The organism is Lonepinella sp. MS14435, from assembly GCF_042485795.1.
GTDB lineage: Bacteria > Pseudomonadota > Gammaproteobacteria > Enterobacterales > Pasteurellaceae > Lonepinella.
This window is the reverse complement of sequence record NZ_CP169368.1, coordinates 2179131-2196697: the sequence shown is the minus strand read 5'-3', so window position 1 is coordinate 2196697 and position 17567 is coordinate 2179131. Positions and strand designations below refer to the sequence as shown.

The following is a 17567-nucleotide window of genomic DNA, read 5'->3' as shown; positions in this document are numbered from 1 at the left end:
ACAACGCTCAAGTGGTTTTGATTCAGAAGACAGATGTCAGAAGACAGAAGACAGTTGAAGAGCGTGAAAGTAACGAACAGACAAAAAAGAAAATCGAACAGACAGCTTGTTTCAAATTTAAAGAACAAAATACAAAAAGGAAAGAATTAAGTAGGATACAGGATAACACACGGTACAGCCGTCTGAAACCTGTTTTATCTGAACCCTGATTTCCTGATGGTCATAATGCAGTAGTGCCACCTGAACCCATGCCGAACTCAGAAGTGAAATGCTGTGATGCCGATGGTAGTGTTGGGAATCCCAATGTGAGAGTAGGTCGCCATCAGGTGTTTATTTACTTAGTTTATTCATATTGAGTAAACTAACTAAATAAGAATTTTTGGCAGCAATAGTGCAGTAGCTCCACCTGATCCCTTGCCGAACTCAGAAGTGAAATGCTGTAACGCCGATGGTAGTGTTGGGTTTCCCAATGTGAGAGTAGGTCACTGCCAATCACCCTATTTGCGGAGTGGTAGTTCAGCTGGTTAGAATACCTGCCTGTCACGCAGGGGGTCGCGGGTTCGAGTCCCGTCCATTCCGCCAACTTATTTCGCTGATTTAATCAGCTTTCTCTTTACAGGGGCGTAGTTCAATTGGTAGAGCGTCGGTCTCCAAAACCGAATGCTGGGAGTTCGAGCCTCTCCGCCCCTGCCATTTTTCCATTTTCTATTGATTTGTAAAAGTGCGGTCAAAAATTTTCAAGATTTCTGTATTAAATAATTTCAACTAAATTAATTGGTTAATTTCTCCCCTTTGATCTTAATCAATCTTTCTTTATATTCCCCCTTGAATTTCAATCTTTATCTATATATAGTGTTTTTGTTTTTATTTGGCACAATATATTGGGGTTTTGTATGGTTTCTTTTTCTGTAACAAAGCGAGATGGTTCTCATGCTAGCTTTGAAATTCAACGTATTATTAATGCTATTAAAAAAGCGGCAAAAGCGGTAAATATCCAAGATGAACGCTATTATCACAAAATTGGTCAGCAAGTTTGTGAGGAGATTTTTAATTTATATAAAACAGACATTGATATTAGCCATATCCAACATATTGTAGAAAATAAATTAATGGCGAGTGAATACCCGCAAGTAGCAAGAGCTTACATTGAATATCGTCATGATCGTGATTTGGCTCGTGAAAAACGTAGTCTGCTTACTCAAGAAATTGAGGGATTGATTGAACAGACGAATATGGAAGTGTTAAACGAAAATGCGAATAAAGATGCCAAAGTCATCCCGACTCAACGAGATTTATTGGCTGGGATTGTTGCCAAACATTATGCTAAACATTACTTATTGCCGAAAGATGTGGTTGAAGCACACGAAAAAGGCGAAATTCATTATCATGATTTAGATTATTCTCCATTTTTTCCAATGTTTAACTGTATGCTAGTGGATTTGAAAGGCATGCTAACCCATGGTTTTAAGATGGGGAACGCAGAAATTGAGCCACCAAGATCGATTGGCACAGCAACTGCTGTTACGGCACAAATTATCGCTCAAGTGGCAAGCCATATTTATGGCGGCACAACCATTAATCGTATTGATGAAGTCCTTGCTCCCTATGTACAAATTAGTTATGAAAAATTGCTCAAGATTGCCCAAGATTGGCAAATTCCCGATCCGCAAGGTTACGCTCAAACGTTAATTGAAAAAGAATGTTTCGATGCTTTCCAATCTTTAGAATACGAAGTGAATACTTTACATACAGCGAATGGTCAAACGCCTTTTGTGACATTTGGTTTTGGTTTAGGTACAAGTTGGCAGGAACGCTTGATTCAAAAATCTATTTTACGTAATCGTATTCGTGGTTTGGGTAAAAATCATAAAACGCCCGTTTTCCCTAAACTTGTGTTTACGATTAAAAAAGGGGTCAATCAAGTTGCTAATGATCCCAATTATGATATTAAAAAGCTGGCATTAGAATGTGCCTCAAAACGTATGTATCCTGATATTTTAAATTATGATCAAGTGGTAAAAGTCACTGGCTCATTCAAAGCCCCGATGGGTTGCCGTAGTTTTTTGGGTAAATATGTAGAAAATGGGCAAGAAATTCATGATGGACGCAATAATCTAGGTGTGGTTAGCTTAAACTTACCTCGTATAGCCCTAGAAGCCGAAGGCTCAGAACAACAGTTTTATCACATTTTGGATCAGCGTTTAGCCATGGCTAAAAAAGCCTTACTTACTCGCATTGCTCGGCTTGAAAAAACCAAAGCTCGAGTTGCCCCAATTTTATATATGGAGGGTGCTTGTGGCGTACGATTAAAAGCAGATGATTATGTGGCGGATATTTTCAAAAACGGTCGAGCCTCTATTTCGTTAGGATATATTGGTATTTATGAAACGGTTAATGCCCTTTATCATGCAGGACATATTTTTGATAAACAGGATTTGCGTGAAAAAGGGATTGAGATTGTGAAGTATTTAAATCAAGCGGTTAAACAATGGACGGAAGAAACAGGCTATGCCTTTAGCCTTTATTCGACCCCAAGTGAAAATCTTTGTGACCGTTTTTGCCGCTTAGATACGAAAAAGTTCGGTGTAATTGATGGCGTGACTGACAAAGGATACTATACCAATAGCTATCATTTAGATGTTGAAAAGAAAGTGAATCCATACGATAAACTGGATTTTGAAATGCCTTATCCGCCTTTAGCCAGTGGTGGTTTTATTTGTTATGGTGAATATCCGAACGTCCAACATAACCTTAAAGCGTTAGAAGATGTATGGGATTATAGCTATGATCGAGTCCCTTATTATGGCACCAATACACCGATTGACGAATGTTATCTCTGTGGTTATTCAGGTGAATTTGAATGTACGAGCAAAGGATTTACCTGTCCGAAATGTGGTAACCACGATAGCAACACCGTATCGGTGACTCGCCGTGTATGTGGTTATTTAGGTAGTCCTGATGCTCGACCTTTTAATCCAGGTAAGCAAGAAGAAGTGAAACGTCGAGTCAAACATTTGTAAAGGCAAAGTGCGGTATTTTTCCGAAAACTTTTGTCAAAAGCACCGCACTTTTTTAATGATATGAACTATTTACAATATTATCCTGTAGATATCGTTAATGGCGAAGGCACACGCTGTACCCTTTTTGTGAGTGGTTGTGAACATGCTTGTAAAGGTTGTTATAATCAAAAAAGTTGGTCATTTAGTGCGGGTTTGCCTTTTAATCGTGCGATGGAAGAACAAATTATTCAGGATTTACAAGATACGAGAATTAAACGCCAAGGATTAACACTTTCTGGCGGCGATCCCTTACACCCTCGCAATGTGGAATCATTGTTACCTTTTGTTAAACGGGTAAAACAACAATGCCCAGATAAAGATATTTGGCTCTGGACAGGTTATAAATTAGCGGAACTTAATGATCAGCAACGTCAAATGTTACCCTATATTGATGTGTTAATTGATGGTAAATTTATCCAACAACTAGCTGATCCTAGCTTGATTTGGCGTGGTTCGGCTAATCAGGTAATATATCGGTTAAAGGATATAGATTAATAAAAGTGCGGTGAAAAATTTCGAAGAAATTTTAACATTGCTTGTCAAGGCTTTGCCTTATAAAAAAATCTCGTACTGATGTACGAGATTAGATGTAATGTTATGGTTGATTAACTTTTATATGGAACGTAAAACTAATTATTATTGGTTTTTAATTGATTAATCTTTTCTTTATTAAAGAAATAATGCGTCCCACAGCATTCACACTGCATATCAATGCTACCGTTATGTTCAGCAAGGATCTGATCAATTTCATCGTTAGAAATCAACATTAATGCCGCTCCAGAACGTTCAGCAGAACAACCGCAATGGAATTTGATGTTCTGAGCAGGATAAATTTCTACGCTTTCTTCATGGTATAAGCGATAAAGCATTTCTTCAGTGCTTAAACCAAAAATTTCTTCATCTTTTATGGTCGCTGTGAGAGTGGCTAGATGCTCAAAATCTTCTGGCGATCCTTGACCATCAGGCATAATTTGTAACAACATTCCTGCGGCAACTGGTTTGCCGTCAAATTCACCAGTACGAATAATTAATTGCGTTTGTAGCTGTTCAGAACGTACAAAGTAATCTTCTAAACATTCGGTAATGGTGGGTTTGTCTAAAGCAATCACTCCTTGATAACGTTCACCATCTGTTGGAGCAATGGTAATCACTAACACACCCTTGCCGATCATCTGGTGTAAACTCATATCATCAGTAATATCGCCTTGCAAGCGAGCTAAAGCACGGATTTGTTGGCTATCAGAACCATTTACTAAAGCGAGTTTTAATGCACCATCCCCTTGAATTTGTACGGTAATATTGCCGTTAAATTTCAATGTGGCAGTTAATAAGGTTGTGGCAACCATCATTTCACCGAGTAAATTTTGTACGGCTTTGGGGTAGTGATGTGTATTTAATGTATCCATAAAACTTTGATTTAAGCGAACCCATTCGCCACGCACCGCACGGTTTTGAAATAAGTAGCGGTAAAGTTTATCATTATCTTTGGTATAGTCAGTCATTTTGTTTATTTATTCCTTAATATAAAAAGTGCGGTGTTTTTTGGCACACTTTTTTGATTTACATTGCTATATGAGGCTAAATTATCCTTTTACAAGGTATCATCTTGATGTTTGAATTGAATTAACTCACGCCGTTCTTTTTTATTTGGGCGGCGATCAGGGTGTGGCATAGTATTCATTTTGCGAGCTAATGCCATTTTTTCTCGCACAATGATGCTTTGTTCTGTTTCACGATACAGTAATTGTGCTTCTGGGGCACCACGGCGTTGGGTGGAAAGTGCGGTGACTTTTATCTCTTTTTCTTCATTACCTTGGCGTAATTTAATGTTAGCCCCCACTTCCACAGTTTTATTCGGTTTAGTGCGTTGACCATTATAATGAACTTTGCCTCCGTCAATCATTTCTTTGGCAATGGTACGTGTTTTATAAAAGCGAGCTGCCCATAACCATTTATCTAAACGAACCTCATCATCTTTATCTGATTCGCTATATGATTTTTTTGATTTGTTATTTGCCATTATTTTTCCTTAAATCCGTGATGAGTTTATGGTATCGTGATTATTATTTTTTGTAAAACAAGAGATCATAAAATGAAATCATTTTCTGAAAAAAAATTACCCGAAATTTTGGAGATTAGCACGGCTTGCCAATCTCGTTTATTTACCATTCAATCGGTTGAACTCAAATTCTCGAATGGAATTCACCGCACTTATGAGCGTTTTAAATCCTCTGGTCGTGCTGCCGTGATGGTATTACCTATTGAGGGAGAGGATTTATTAATGGTGCGTGAATATGCTGTCGGGACGGAACGCTATGAACTCGGCTTTTGTAAAGGTGGTATGGAACAAGGAGAAACACCAGAGCAATGTGCCAATCGAGAATTACAAGAAGAACTCGGTTTAGCGGCAAATCAATTTGTGCATTTGCGTACAGTAAACTCAAATCCCACTTTTATGAATAATCCAATGCATATTTTATTGGCACAAAATTTTTATCCATCAAAATTAGTCGGAGATGAACCTGAACCGCTAGAGATTGTGCGTTTTCCTTTAGTTAAGTTGGATGAATTAATCAACAATAGTGAATTTAGTGAAAGTAGAAATTTGGTTGCCGTTTATGTTTTACGCGATTATTTAAAGAATTTACAAAAATAACGGAGAAAAACAAATATTTTTTAACAAACTGTGTTAAATTTTATATGAGAATATTTCTGCTATTTCTTTATGAGGATAAATTGCAGTAATATAAAAACACTTTTTTATAATCAAGGAACAAATTAATGTCAACAAATCAACAATCGTTAAAAGAATTAACCCTGAGAGGGACAATTCTCGGAGCGTTAATTACGGTAGTATTTACCGCATCCAATGTTTATTTAGGATTGAAAGTAGGGCTAACTTTCGCTTCTTCCATTCCAGCTGCTGTGATTTCCATGGCGGTATTAAAATTTTTCAAAGATGCGAATATTCTTGAAAATAATATGGTACAAACCCAAGCCTCATCTGCGGGTACCTTATCTTCGGTAATTTTCGTGTTGCCAGCTATGTTAATGCTAGGTTATTGGCAAGGTTTTCCATTCTGGCAAACCCTATTGATCTGTATTTCAGGTGGTGTCTTGGGAGTGATCTTTACCGTGCCATTACGTAATGTTATGGTGGTAAAAAGTGATTTACCTTATCCAGAAGGGGTTGCCGCCGCTGAAATTCTGAAAGCTGGTGATGATCATTCTGCGGATAGCGGAATTAAAGAAATTGCGACTGGCGGTGTGATTGCAGCCATCGTGGGTTTTGCCACTAACGGATTACGTGTTATCGCTGACGGTGCGAGTCTTTGGTTTAAAGGTGGTAATGCAATTTTCCAAGTACCGATGGGCTTTTCGTTGGCATTATTAGGTGCGGGTTATCTGGTCGGTATCGTGGGGGGTATCGCAATTTTACTTGGCATCTTCATTGCTTGGGGCGTAGCAGTGCCGTATTTTACATCTGCTTCTCCAATGCCAGTAGATGCTGATATGGTCGGTTATGCAGTTGGTATTTGGAAAAGTAAAGTACGTTTTATCGGGGTAGGAACGATCGGTATTGCGGCAATTTGGACATTATTAGTGTTAATGAAACCGATGGCACAAGGTATGATCCAGTCATTCCGTGCGTTAAGAGATCCAAACTTCAAAAATAATGACCGCACTACGCAAGATTTATCACCTAAGGCGATGATTTATATCAGCATTATTTCGGTGGTATTGATTGTATTGGCACTATATAGTTTCTTGCAACCAGTAAGTATTGAGCCTGCGGTAGCGATTAGCTTAATTGTGGTTTGTACACTACTGGCTTTTGTGATCGGTTTCTTAGTGGCTGCGGCTTGTGGTTATATGGCGGGTTTGGTTGGTTCATCATCTAGTCCAATTTCTGGTATCGGTATTATTTCGGTCGTCATTACGGCGATTGTGTTGATGTTAATCGGGTCATCTACTGGTGTATTAGATACGGCTGAAGGTCAAAAATTCTTAACAGCATTAACCTTATTTAGCTGTTCTATCGTAATCTGTACAGCGGCGATTTCTAACGATAATTTACAAGATTTAAAAACAGGTTATTTAATTGAAGCAACGCCTTGGCGTCAACAGGTTGCGTTAATTATCGGGGTGATTGTAGGTGCCTTGGTCATTGCTCCAGTGCTTGATATTCTCTATTATTCTTATGGCTTTACTGGTGCAATTCCACGTGAAGGTATGGATCCAAGTCAAGTACTTTCTGCACCGCAAGCAACATTGATGATGACCATTGCGAACGGTATTTTCTCACATAATTTAGAATGGGGTTATATCTTCTTTGGTATCGGTTTAGGCGTAGTTTTCATTATTATTGATAGCTTATTAAAAAAATCATCCAAAAATCGTTTTGCCTTACCAGCGTTAGCAGTTGGTATGGGGATTTATTTACCTCCGTCAGTGAATGCACCGATTGTGGTTGGAGCGGTTTTAGCTTGGTTAATTAATCGTCATTTAGACAGTTATGCAAAACGTACTGGCAAAAATGTAGCTGAAGTGAAGAAAAATGCTGAACGTTACGGCACCTTATTTGCAGCGGGTTTAATTGTTGGTGAAAGTTTAATCGGCGTATTGCTTGCCTTTATTATCGCTGGCTCAGTAACCTCTGGCGGTTCAGATGCACCATTGGCGTTAAGTTTAGAAAACTGGGGAGAAACTGCTGATATTCTCGGTTTAATGGTCTTTACTGCTGGTATCGTAATTTTCACATTACGTGTACTTAAAGCGAAAAAATAATATAATAAACGCTCTCAAGTGAGAGCGTTTTTAGTTTATTGATCAACTAAAAATTTTTTGTTTATAACTTCACTCTTTGCGTAAACGGAGAGAGCGAAGTTATTATCTATAACATATATTTGTCAGTGAATTGAACAGTTAAAGTGCGGTCTAAATTCTGTTAATATTGGCATATCTTAGTGTGAGAAAGAAAATAGGAACGAACTGTGAAAATAATTATTCTTGGTGCTGGACAAGTTGGTACAACACTGGCAGAGAACTTGGTGAGTGAAGATAACGATATTACTTTGGTGGATAATAATCCTGAACACCTTGCTAATCTACAAGATAAACACGATTTGCGAGTAGTTATTGGTTCTGCCTCATTCCCAAGTGTATTGCGTGAAGCAGGTGCAACAGATGCGGATTTATTAGTAGCAGTAACAAATTCTGATGAAATTAATATGGTGGCAAGCCAAATTGCTTATACCCTATTTCATACGCCTACTAAGATTGCTCGAATTAGAAGTGCAGAATATCTACGTGAAAAAGAAAAGTTATTTAATCCAGATGTTATCCCTATTGACCATATTATTTCACCTGAAAATCTAGTAACAGAAGATATTGTTCGCTTAATTAATTACCCTGGGGCATTACAAGTTGCACATTTTGCGAATAAAAAAATTAGTGTAGTGGTGTGTAAGGCTTATTATGGTGGTCCATTAGTGGGGTATGCCATTTCTGCCTTGCGAGAGCATTTACCGCATATAGATTGTCGAATTGTGTCTATTTTTCGCCAAGATAAAGCCATTCGTCCACAAGCATCTACTATTATTGAAGCTGGTGATGAAGTAACGTTTATTTGTGCCACTGAACACGTTAAAGCGGTTATGTCTGAATTACAGCGATTAGAACGTCCATATAAACGCATCATGATTGCAGGGGGGGGGAATATTGGTTTAAGCGTTGCCCAAAAATTAGAGAATAATTGTACGGTGAAGCTAATTGAACGTAATGCAGAAAGAGCAGCACAATTAGCCGAAAAATTGTCTAATACTTTGGTTTTTCACGGTGATGCCTCGGATTACAGTTTATTATTTGAAGAACAAATTGAGAATATGGACGTTTTTATTTCCTTGACGAGCGATGATGAAGCGAACATTATGTCAGCTTTATTAGCGAAACGGCTTGGTGCTAAGAAAGTGATGGTGCTAATTCAACGCATGGCATATATCAATTTAATACAAGGTGGAGCAGTGGACATTGTGGTATCACCACAACAGGCAACTATTTCCGCCTTGCTAGGATATGTTCGCAAAGGCGATATTATTAATGTGTCATCACTTCGTCATGGTGCAGCAGAAGCATTAGAAGCGGTTATACATGGTGATGAAACCAGTTCAAATATTATTGGTCGGAAAGTGAGTGAATTAAAATTACCAAATACTGCGTTAATCGGGGCAATTTTACGTAATGGCGAAGTGATTATTGCCCGTAAGGATTTGATTATTCAAGATAATGATCATGTGGTAGTTTATCTTGCAGATAAAAAACAAGTGTCAGAAATTGAAAAGCTATTTCAGCCGACAACGTTTTTTATCTAAAAATATACAAAAAAGCTATACAAAATGCTCAAAATTTATATAATATACACTCTTTTTAACATTTAAATTTATAAGGGAAAAGATTTATGAGCTTTATGAAAGAATTTCGTGAATTTGCCATGCGTGGCAATGTAGTTGATATGGCTGTCGGTGTGATCATCGGTGGTGCATTTGGTAAAATCGTGAGTTCACTAGTTGGTGATGTAGTAATGCCTGTATTAGGTATTCTCACTGGTGGTGTGGATTTCAAAGATTTAAAAATCGTATTAGCAGAAGCTGTCGGCGAAACGCCAGCAGTAACTTTAAATTATGGTATGTTTATCCAAAACGTATTTGATTTCATTATTATTGCATTTGCTATCTTTATGATGGTAAAAGGTATCAATAAATTGAAAAAACCAGTGGAAGCAGCTCCAGCTGGTCCTACAACTGAAGAATTACTTACTGATATTCGTGAATTATTGAAAAAATAATTTCTGATTAGATGTTAAAAAGAGCCCCGAATAATTTCGGGGTTTTCTCATTTTTCCGTTCTCAACACGGAAAATCTAGGTGAAACGCTGAGATAGGAAAACTAAATTTTCCTTAATTTCGCATAATAAAACCCATCTCCACCTAATTCTGTTGGTAAAAGTTGCATACCAATTTCACCATCAATTTGATCAAATGGCAATGCTTCCAGCTTCGCATCTCTATTTTCTATTAAGAATTGTGTAATTTGTTGGTTATTTTCTTCGGGTAGCACGGAACAAGTCGCATAAAGCAAGATCCCATTTGGTTTTAACTTCGCCCAAAGTGCAGTGAGAATTTTTTTCTGTAGTTGAACTAACTGATCAATATCATTTTCTTGACGCAACCATTTAATATCAGGGTGACGGCGAATAACTCCAGTGGCAGAACAAGGAGCATCTAATAAAATTCGATCAAATTGCACCGCAGTTTGCTTGCCGATAATAGACTTTGCTACCTGTGGCAACCATTGTTCAGGCTGACTTGCATCACCACAAATCACCAAGGCTTTTTGTTGTAAGCGAGCTAAATTTTCTTCGACACGTTTTAAACGACTCTGCTCGACATCTAATGCTACCACTTTAGCTTGCGGAGCCAGTTCTAAAATATGAGTAGCCTTTCCCCCTGGAGCAGAACAAGCATCTAAAATCAATTCGCCATTTTGTCCACCCAGTAAAATGGCTGACCATTGAGCGTGTAGATCTTGTACTGTTACCCAACCATCTGCAAAATAAGGTAATTTTTGCACCGCAGTTGGTTGAGCCAAACGTAAGGCATAAGGATTATTATCAGTAAAACTGACTAACTCGGTTTCCGCTAATAGTAGCTGCTGATAGTCTTTCGCTGTGCAATGTTGCGGATTAACACGAATCCACATCGGTGGTTTTTGATTATTTGCTGCAATAATGTCACGCCAGTTTGGATAGGCTTTCTTCAATTTATTCACTAGCCATTCAGGGTGATTGGTCTGCCAGTGTTTATCGACTACTGTTAAGACTTCATCTTGTTCTCGTAAGAAACGACGTAATACGCCATTAATTAACCCACGGAAACTCTCACATTTGAGTATTTTAGTGGCATTCACCACTTCATTAATTGCCGCATGAGCAGGAATTCTGGTGTAGAGTATTTGATATAATCCTACCAACAATAAACAATGCACAATGCGAGTTTTCCCTTTTAACGGCTTATCTACCAATAAACGAATAATCCATTCTAAACGTGGCAACACTCGGCAAATGCCGAAACAGATTTCTTGCAATAATGGTAAATCCTGAGCTTTTACTTGGCTTTGGATTTCAGGAATTAAAGCCGATAAGGACTTACCCTGATCGAATACTTGCAAAATGACCTGTGCAGAAACCGCTCTGACTTCCATGATTCGGCTTGAAAGTGCGGTGTTTTTTGGCGAATTTTTTGGCGTTCTCATAACACATCACCTACTTTAAACCAGTCGGCACGTCCATTTAGGAAATCTTGTACAGACATCGGTTTTTTGCCAGAAGGTTGCAGTTGGGTAATATTCAACACACCTTGCGTAGTCGCAATTTGTACCCCTTTTTTATCGACAGCTAGTACAGTACCAGCAGTTTTATCTTGATGCGGTAATACATCGGCTTGATAAATTTTTACTCGCTCTTGCACATCATTGATGTTTAGGGTCAAAAATGCGACTGGAGCAGGATTAAATGCTCGAATATTGCGTTCCAACTGTTCAGCAGATAATTGCCAATTTAATTGAGCCTCGTCTTTGCTTAATTTATCTGCGTAAGTTGACTGGCTATCATCTTGTTTTTCTGGTAAAAATTTGTCGTTGGTTAAGTTATCCAACACCTCGATCAATGCTGCTGGAGCAAGCTCTGCCAGTTTATGATACAGACTAGCGGAAGTTTCTTTTGATGCAATATCACAATAGACTTTATGCAACATATCACCCGTGTCTAACCCGATATCCATTTGCATGATTGTCACACCAGTTTGTTTATCGCCCGCCCAAATAGCACGTTGAATGGGTGCTGCACCTCGCCAACGGGGTAAAATCGAACCATGTACATTTAAGCAACCGAATTTAGGGGCTTGTAATACCGCTAAAGGTAAAATTAAACCATAAGCGACCACCACCATGACATCTGCATTTAAACTTGCCAGTTCAACTTGAGCGTCTTCTTTACGTAAGGATTTTGGTTGATAAACTGGTAGATGATGTTGTTCGGCAAGTTGTTTTACTGGGCTGGCTTGTAGTTTTTTGCCCCGTCCCGCAGGTTTGTCGGGTTGGGTATAGACAGCAATGACATTGTGTTGGGAGTTCAATAATGCTTGTAAATGTTGTGCGGCAAAATCGGGCGTGCCTGCGAAAATAATGTTTAATTTTTGCATAAGATTAATGTGCTACGCTATGTTGAGAGTTAATGGATTAAATAATAGCGTTTTCTTTCTATGGGATGCAACTAAATTTAATTATTTGTTAAAAACGATTAAATTGCAGTTCGGTTTGCACTAAAAGTTAAATAAATGTAAACTATTCGCATTATAAAAAATTAAGGATAGACAATGAAACACCAATCATTTTTGCAGTCCACTTTCGCTTTGGCATTTTTAGTTGCATTTCCAACTCTTGCTTTAGGTGCAGAAGATTCAACTCAAAATGAACAGCAACGTGAATTTAATCGCCGTTTTGACGATCAACGTGTGAGTGACAGAAGTTTAGATCAGCAAATTCAATCACAACAAGCAGCACAAAATAAACCACAAAAAATTGCTCAAGGTGAAACACATTCTTTATCCATTACTAAAGAAGAACTGGTTAAACAGCCTGAATTAGTAATTCGAGCCTTACTACCAGCACTTGCTCAAGGCAATGTGGAAACAGTGGCTATTTTATATCCTATTTACCAGAAAATTGACACCAAATGGCAAGACCCTCTATTAACTCAGTGGCAACAAGCTATTTTGGCAAAAAAAGAGCAAAATTATAATCAGTCTATCCGCTTATATCGTGAGATCTTGGCAGATAAAAACGATATTTTACCAATCCGTTTACAGTTAGCCACAGTGTTATTTGAAAACAAAGAATATGATGCTGCTGAAGGGCAATTTGAGAAATTGCGTAGTGAAAATCTCCCGCCTAATGTGGCAGGGTTGATTGATGCCTATATTAATGCCATTCACCAACAGGATCGTTGGAGTTTTGGCGGTGGTTTTACGTATTTAAATGATCCGAACATTAATAATGCCCCAAAATCTGGCACGACTTATGGTAATTGGATACCACCTAAACGGGAATCTGCACAAGGATTTGGTTATAATCTTGATGCGAGCAAAAAATGGTCGTGGGGAAATGGGTTTTATCACCAATTAGATCTTTCTTTGTATGGTAAATATTACTGGGATAACAAAAAATTCAATGAAATGACTATGCACGGTGGCTTGGGTTTAGGCTATCAAACAGGGCGTTCCGATTTGAGCCTAATTCCTTTTATGGAGCAGACACTCTATGCTGGCGGACGTGAAACAAGCGAAAGTTTAAAACGTTTCTCCAAATCTGGTGGCGGTACTCTGAGTTTCAGCTATTGGCTTAATCCAAAATGGCAATGGCGAGCGAATTATCAATACAGTGAACAACGTTACACCGAGCGTAAGCATCTTAATGGTAACACGCATTATATTTCTACTGGCTTGAGTTATTTACGCAATGCTCAACAATATTGGTATGTTAATTTAAGCTACAACCGCACCAGTACTCGAGATGCGGATGACAGCTATATTCGCCGAGCCATCAATCTAGGCTGGGTACAAGAATGGGGCAAAGGTTTATCGACTCGAGTGAATTTAAGTTATGGGCAAAAGCATTATAAAGGACCGATGCCAATTTTTAATATTACGCAACGTAATAAGGAATATGGAGCAGCAGTTTCCGTATGGCATCGTGCTTTCCATTACAAAGGCATTACACCACGCTTAACCTATAGCTATCATAAGACTAAAAGTAATCACGTTTTCTATACCTATGATAAACATCAGGTTTATTTGGAATTAAGCAAAAGATTTTAATTTTGCTTTATGTTTATTAGGGTTCTTATAAACGGTATATCTTTATAAAAAATTGTTCTATTATTTACAAGCAAGAAATGAAAGATTTGATAAGGGACGAATAGTTGATGTTCGTCCCTTTTTGATGAGAAAGTGCGGTGTTTTTTGCTTAAGTTTAAGCATTACCACGAGCAATTTGTTTTTGTAATTTGACTAATTTCTCTTTAATACGGTTACGCTTGAGTGGCGATAAATAATCTACAAATAACACACCATTTAAGTGATCAATTTCATGTTGAATACAAATTGCCAATAACCCATCTGTTTCAAAGGTAAATTCTTCACCCTGACGATTCAATGCTTTCACCGTCACTTTTTCTTTGCGAGGCACTAATCCACGAAAACCTGGAATGGATAAACAACCTTCTTCAATACCCGTTTCGCCCGAACTTTCCAAAATTTCAGGATTGATCAATACGATCTGATTGGTTTTATCTCCTTCAATATCAATGGTAATCACACGTTTATGTACATTCACTTGTGTTGCAGCTAGTCCGATGCCTTCATGTTCATACATGGTTTCAAACATATTGTCGATAAAAGTTTGTAATTCATCATTAAATTCAGTGACAGGCTCCGCAATATTACGTAGCTGTTCATCGGGATAAATTAATATATTTAATAAGCTCATAATGGTTAAATAATATAGAATAAAAAAGTGACCGTATTTTAGCAGATTCATAGAAAAATAGGAGAAAATAAACCGCACTTTGGCGGATTATTTTTATTCTCTTTGCATACATAATAACGTAATATAGCTACAATGTTGACAAGTATGATAGAGGACATATAATGGACAATCAATCAATCAATCAATCAATCAATCAATCAATCAATCAATCAATCAATCAATCAATCAATCAATCAATCAATCAATCAATCAATCAATCAATCAATCCCTGTACTAAAATTAAGACATGGTAATTTTAAATTATTACCCCATGATTTAATTAGTTTTTGGGCAACAGAGTATGGAGAATGGTCTGAGCTTGAAGTGATGTTATTTGGTAAGTTATTGGATCAGCATGATAATGTTATTGAAGTCGGCTCAAATCAGGGGATGCACGCTGTGCCGATTGCTCAATTTATTCCGAAAGGTAAATTGTTTTGCTTTGAACCGCAACGTATCGTTTTTCAGCATTTATGTTGTAATATCACGTTAAATAATCTGTTAAATGTTTATTGCTATAATCAAGGTGTGAGTGATGAATGTGGAAACACCGAGATTGAAGCATCAGATTATCAAACAGATTGGAATTATGGTAGTTTTTCCATTGATAAAGGATTTAGTACTGAAGGTAAATTTGTAGGTGAAGTACATCGGGAAACAATATCCTTAATTACCTTAGATAGTCATCCCGAGATTCAGAAACTGGCATCATTGCGATTATTAAAAATTGATGCTGAAGGGTTTGACTTGAAAGTCTTAGCTGGTGCGAAACAGACAATTGCAAGACATAAACCAGTTATTTTTATTGAGGTTCATAGCGATTCTATTATATCCACTAAAAGATATTTGGAATCAATTGATTATTCTTGTTATTGGTTTATTTCTAATCGTTATCAGAAAAACAATTTTTTTGAAAATTCAAAAGAGATAAAAGGATTAGATACTAATTTTGTTTGTTTTCATTGCACTGCCGTTGAGAATAATGGCGTGCCAGATTATTTAGTACCAGTGAATGAGGCTACGCTTAATCGGGTACCGATAATGCAACTAGGACAATCAACTGTTATAAAAAACCCAGCGTAGCTGGGTTTTTCGTTCAATCTAAATAATAAATAATTATTCTGCAACAACAATAACGTTTATTGCTGCGAATACTTCACCGTGAAGTTGGAAACGAATGTCGTGATCACCGATGGTACGTAAAGGACCAGTGGATAAACGAACTTCTGATTTTTCTACTTTCACGCCAGCTGCCGTTACCGCTTCAGCTACATCACGAGTGGTGATAGAACCGAATAAACGACCGCCGTCACCTGCTTTAGAAACGATAGTGACTGATTCTAATGCGGTGATTTGTGCTGCACGAGCTTGTGCTTCCGCTAGATTTGCAGCTGCTTTTGCTTCTAATTCAGCACGACGTGCTTCAAAGTGTTCAATGTTAGCTTTGGTTGCCATAACAGCTTTTCCTTGTGGGATTAGATAGTTACGTGCAAAACCTGATTTAACATTTACTTGATCACCTACGTTACCTAGGTGAACAATTTTATCTAAAAGAATTACTTGCATTACCGTGTTCTCCTTAATTACTGATGATTGTCAGTGTATGGAAGTAACGCTAAATAGCGAGCGCGTTTGATTGCACGGGCTAATTGACGTTGATACTTCGCACGAGTACCGGTAATACGGCTTGGGACAATTTTGCCGCTCTCTGTGATATAGTTCTTTAATGTAGGAATATCTTTATAATCGATTTCTACTACATTTTCCGCTGTGAAACGGCAGAACTTACGACGACGGAAATAACGTGCCATTTGGCTAGTCTCCTAATCTATAAATTCGATTTGCTCGGCATGCAATACTAATTGGTTTAAGCCGTTGGCTTGTTTATGAGAGCTAATAAAGCCCACTACCAATAATTGGCTGCCGACCGTAATGCTTTGAGTGAGTTGAATTAATTGATTGCCACTAATTTGGATTGATATTTTGCACCACGCTTGACGTTTTAGTCCAACTTCGATTTGTTCGGAACGATGTTCTAAATAAAATCGGCAATGTTCAATACCGTTCGGGCTTTTCGATCGTTTGGGTAAATCAGCGACAGTGCCGATTAACGATAAACGATTATCAATGTTCAAATTACTCCTCAGCATCCTCAAAATCGTTGGTTTCAACTTCAGCTAAAGCTGGACGACGATCGTCTTTGGCTTTAACCATTGGGGACGCTTCTGTTACGGCGTGCTTAGTACGAATAATTACGTTACGAAGAATAGCGTCGTTGTAACGGAATGTTGTTTCTAGCTCGTCGATTACTTCTTGAGGCGCTTCTACATTCATTAGCACATAATGTGCTTTATGTAATTTGTTGATTGGGTAAGCTAATTGACGGCGACCCCAATCTTCTAAGCGATGAACTTGACCGCCAGCTTCTGTTACAGAACCTGTATAACGTTCAATCATGCCTGGTACTTGTTCGCTTTGGTCCGGATGAACCATAAATACGATTTCGTAGTGACGCATTACTGCTCCTTACGGGTTAATCAGCCTCCGACGGTAAGACCAGTCACCAATCTTGCGGAAGCAAGGAACTAAAATGGATGTGACTGTAGGGAGCGAATTATACAGCAATATTAAGGGAATTCAAGTAGAAATTGACTAGAAAAAGACCGCACTTTAAAAAAGTGCGGTGAAAAAGAATTAACTTTCTTGTTGCGAATGAAAAACTAGAGCATGACGCATTGCAATGCTATGTTTTGATGATCTTAAACGTCGAATACGAGCTGTTCTGCGAGTTTGTTCTGCAAAGGATTTATTGGTTTTTTTTAAGTGAGATTTACGCTTTACTGCCATAATTACCTCTTTTTTGATCGA

18 protein-coding genes, 2 tRNA genes and 2 rRNA genes are annotated in these 17567 nt (G+C 37.9%); 12 read left to right on the top strand and 10 right to left on the bottom strand.

The genetic code is table 11. From position 1 onward, the window contains the following. Positions 1-212 precede the first annotated feature (212 nt). The 6 genes from rrf (O1Q80_RS10430) (at position 213) to nrdG (ending at position 3554) form a co-directional block, all read left to right on the top strand. Positions 213-328 (top strand): 5S ribosomal RNA (gene rrf, locus O1Q80_RS10430). Between the two features lie 50 nt (positions 329-378). Further along, positions 379-494 (top strand): 5S ribosomal RNA (rrf, locus tag O1Q80_RS10425). 11 nt (positions 495-505) lie between these two features. Next, positions 506-582: transfer RNA gene (locus O1Q80_RS10420), tRNA-Asp, on the top strand. Between the two features lie 35 nt (positions 583-617). After that, a tRNA-Trp gene (locus tag O1Q80_RS10415) sits at positions 618-693 on the top strand. Positions 694-893: 200 nt separating this feature from the next. Further along, positions 894-3020, top strand: a complete 2127-nt coding sequence (nrdD, locus tag O1Q80_RS10410) for an anaerobic ribonucleoside-triphosphate reductase (protein WP_386694920.1) — start codon at positions 894-896, stop codon at positions 3018-3020. A 60-nt stretch (positions 3021-3080) separates the two neighbouring features. Next, the gene (nrdG, locus tag O1Q80_RS10405) at positions 3081-3554 is read left to right on the top strand and encodes an anaerobic ribonucleoside-triphosphate reductase-activating protein (RefSeq protein ID WP_386694918.1); all 474 of its coding nucleotides are present in this window, start codon (positions 3081-3083) and stop codon (positions 3552-3554) included. Between the two features lie 134 nt (positions 3555-3688). Here nrdG and hslO read toward each other — a convergent pair whose 3' ends face one another. Both hslO and hslR read right to left on the bottom strand, forming a co-directional pair. After that, a complete protein-coding gene (gene hslO / locus O1Q80_RS10400; RefSeq protein ID WP_386694916.1) occupies positions 3689-4561 on the bottom strand; it encodes an Hsp33 family molecular chaperone HslO in 873 nt (290 codons plus the stop codon). An 89-nt stretch (positions 4562-4650) separates the two neighbouring features. Further along, positions 4651-5079: a ribosome-associated heat shock protein Hsp15 gene (hslR, locus tag O1Q80_RS10395; protein WP_386687641.1), complete on the bottom strand. Its 429-nt coding sequence runs from the start codon at positions 5077-5079 to the stop codon at positions 4651-4653. Between the two features lie 72 nt (positions 5080-5151). Between hslR and nudE the strand changes: the two genes are divergently transcribed. The 4 genes from nudE to mscL all read left to right on the top strand — a co-directional run bounded on the left by nudE (position 5152) and on the right by mscL (position 9903). After that, a complete protein-coding gene (nudE, locus tag O1Q80_RS10390; protein WP_386694914.1) occupies positions 5152-5715 on the top strand; it encodes an ADP compounds hydrolase NudE in 564 nt (187 codons plus the stop codon). 125 nt (positions 5716-5840) lie between these two features. After that, on the top strand, positions 5841-7847 hold the full coding sequence (locus O1Q80_RS10385) for an OPT family oligopeptide transporter (protein ID WP_386694912.1): 2007 nt from the start codon (positions 5841-5843) through the stop codon (positions 7845-7847). A gap of 206 nt (positions 7848-8053) precedes the next feature. Further along, entirely contained in the window at positions 8054-9430 is a 1377-nt protein-coding gene (gene trkA, locus O1Q80_RS10380) for a Trk system potassium transporter TrkA (RefSeq protein WP_386694910.1), read from the top strand. A gap of 86 nt (positions 9431-9516) precedes the next feature. Further along, positions 9517-9903, top strand: a complete 387-nt coding sequence (gene mscL / locus O1Q80_RS10375; RefSeq protein ID WP_386687631.1) for a large-conductance mechanosensitive channel protein MscL — start codon at positions 9517-9519, stop codon at positions 9901-9903. Positions 9904-10004: 101 nt separating this feature from the next. Here the strand turns inward: mscL and rsmB are convergent, their stop codons facing one another. Further along, on the bottom strand, positions 10005-11369 hold the full coding sequence (gene rsmB / locus O1Q80_RS10370; RefSeq protein WP_386694908.1) for a 16S rRNA (cytosine(967)-C(5))-methyltransferase RsmB: 1365 nt from the start codon (positions 11367-11369) through the stop codon (positions 10005-10007). Further along, entirely contained in the window at positions 11366-12316 is a 951-nt protein-coding gene (fmt, locus tag O1Q80_RS10365; RefSeq protein WP_386694906.1) for a methionyl-tRNA formyltransferase, read from the bottom strand. Before fmt ends, rsmB begins: the two co-directional genes overlap by 4 nt. A 174-nt stretch (positions 12317-12490) precedes the next feature. Between fmt and O1Q80_RS10360 the strand changes: the two genes are divergently transcribed. Further along, positions 12491-13990, top strand: a complete 1500-nt coding sequence (locus tag O1Q80_RS10360) for a porin family protein (RefSeq protein ID WP_386694904.1) — start codon at positions 12491-12493, stop codon at positions 13988-13990. A gap of 154 nt (positions 13991-14144) precedes the next feature. Here the strand turns inward: O1Q80_RS10360 and def are convergent, their stop codons facing one another. Continuing rightward, entirely contained in the window at positions 14145-14660 is a 516-nt protein-coding gene (gene def / locus O1Q80_RS10355; RefSeq protein ID WP_386694902.1) for a peptide deformylase, read from the bottom strand. A 366-nt stretch (positions 14661-15026) separates the two neighbouring features. Between def and O1Q80_RS10350 the strand changes: the two genes are divergently transcribed. Continuing rightward, positions 15027-15782, top strand: coding sequence for an FkbM family methyltransferase (locus tag O1Q80_RS10350; protein WP_386696192.1), 756 nt, complete (start codon positions 15027-15029; stop codon positions 15780-15782). A gap of 33 nt (positions 15783-15815) precedes the next feature. Here O1Q80_RS10350 and rplI read toward each other — a convergent pair whose 3' ends face one another. The 5 genes from rplI to O1Q80_RS10325 all read right to left on the bottom strand — a co-directional run bounded on the left by rplI (position 15816) and on the right by O1Q80_RS10325 (position 17546). Then, entirely contained in the window at positions 15816-16265 is a 450-nt protein-coding gene (gene rplI / locus O1Q80_RS10345; protein ID WP_386687619.1) for a 50S ribosomal protein L9, read from the bottom strand. Positions 16266-16282: 17 nt separating this feature from the next. After that, entirely contained in the window at positions 16283-16510 is a 228-nt protein-coding gene (rpsR, locus tag O1Q80_RS10340; protein ID WP_100288780.1) for a 30S ribosomal protein S18, read from the bottom strand. Between the two features lie 12 nt (positions 16511-16522). Next, positions 16523-16849, bottom strand: a complete 327-nt coding sequence (priB, locus tag O1Q80_RS10335) for a primosomal replication protein N (protein ID WP_386694900.1) — start codon at positions 16847-16849, stop codon at positions 16523-16525. Then, positions 16836-17216 carry a 30S ribosomal protein S6 gene (gene rpsF / locus O1Q80_RS10330; protein WP_386687615.1) on the bottom strand — a complete coding sequence of 127 codons (381 nt, stop codon included), beginning with the start codon at positions 17214-17216 and terminating at the stop codon, positions 16836-16838. The genes priB and rpsF overlap by 14 nt, the downstream gene beginning before the upstream one ends. A 177-nt stretch (positions 17217-17393) precedes the next feature. Further along, on the bottom strand, positions 17394-17546 hold the full coding sequence (locus O1Q80_RS10325) for a hypothetical protein (RefSeq protein WP_386687613.1): 153 nt from the start codon (positions 17544-17546) through the stop codon (positions 17394-17396). Positions 17547-17567: the final 21 nt, after the last annotated feature.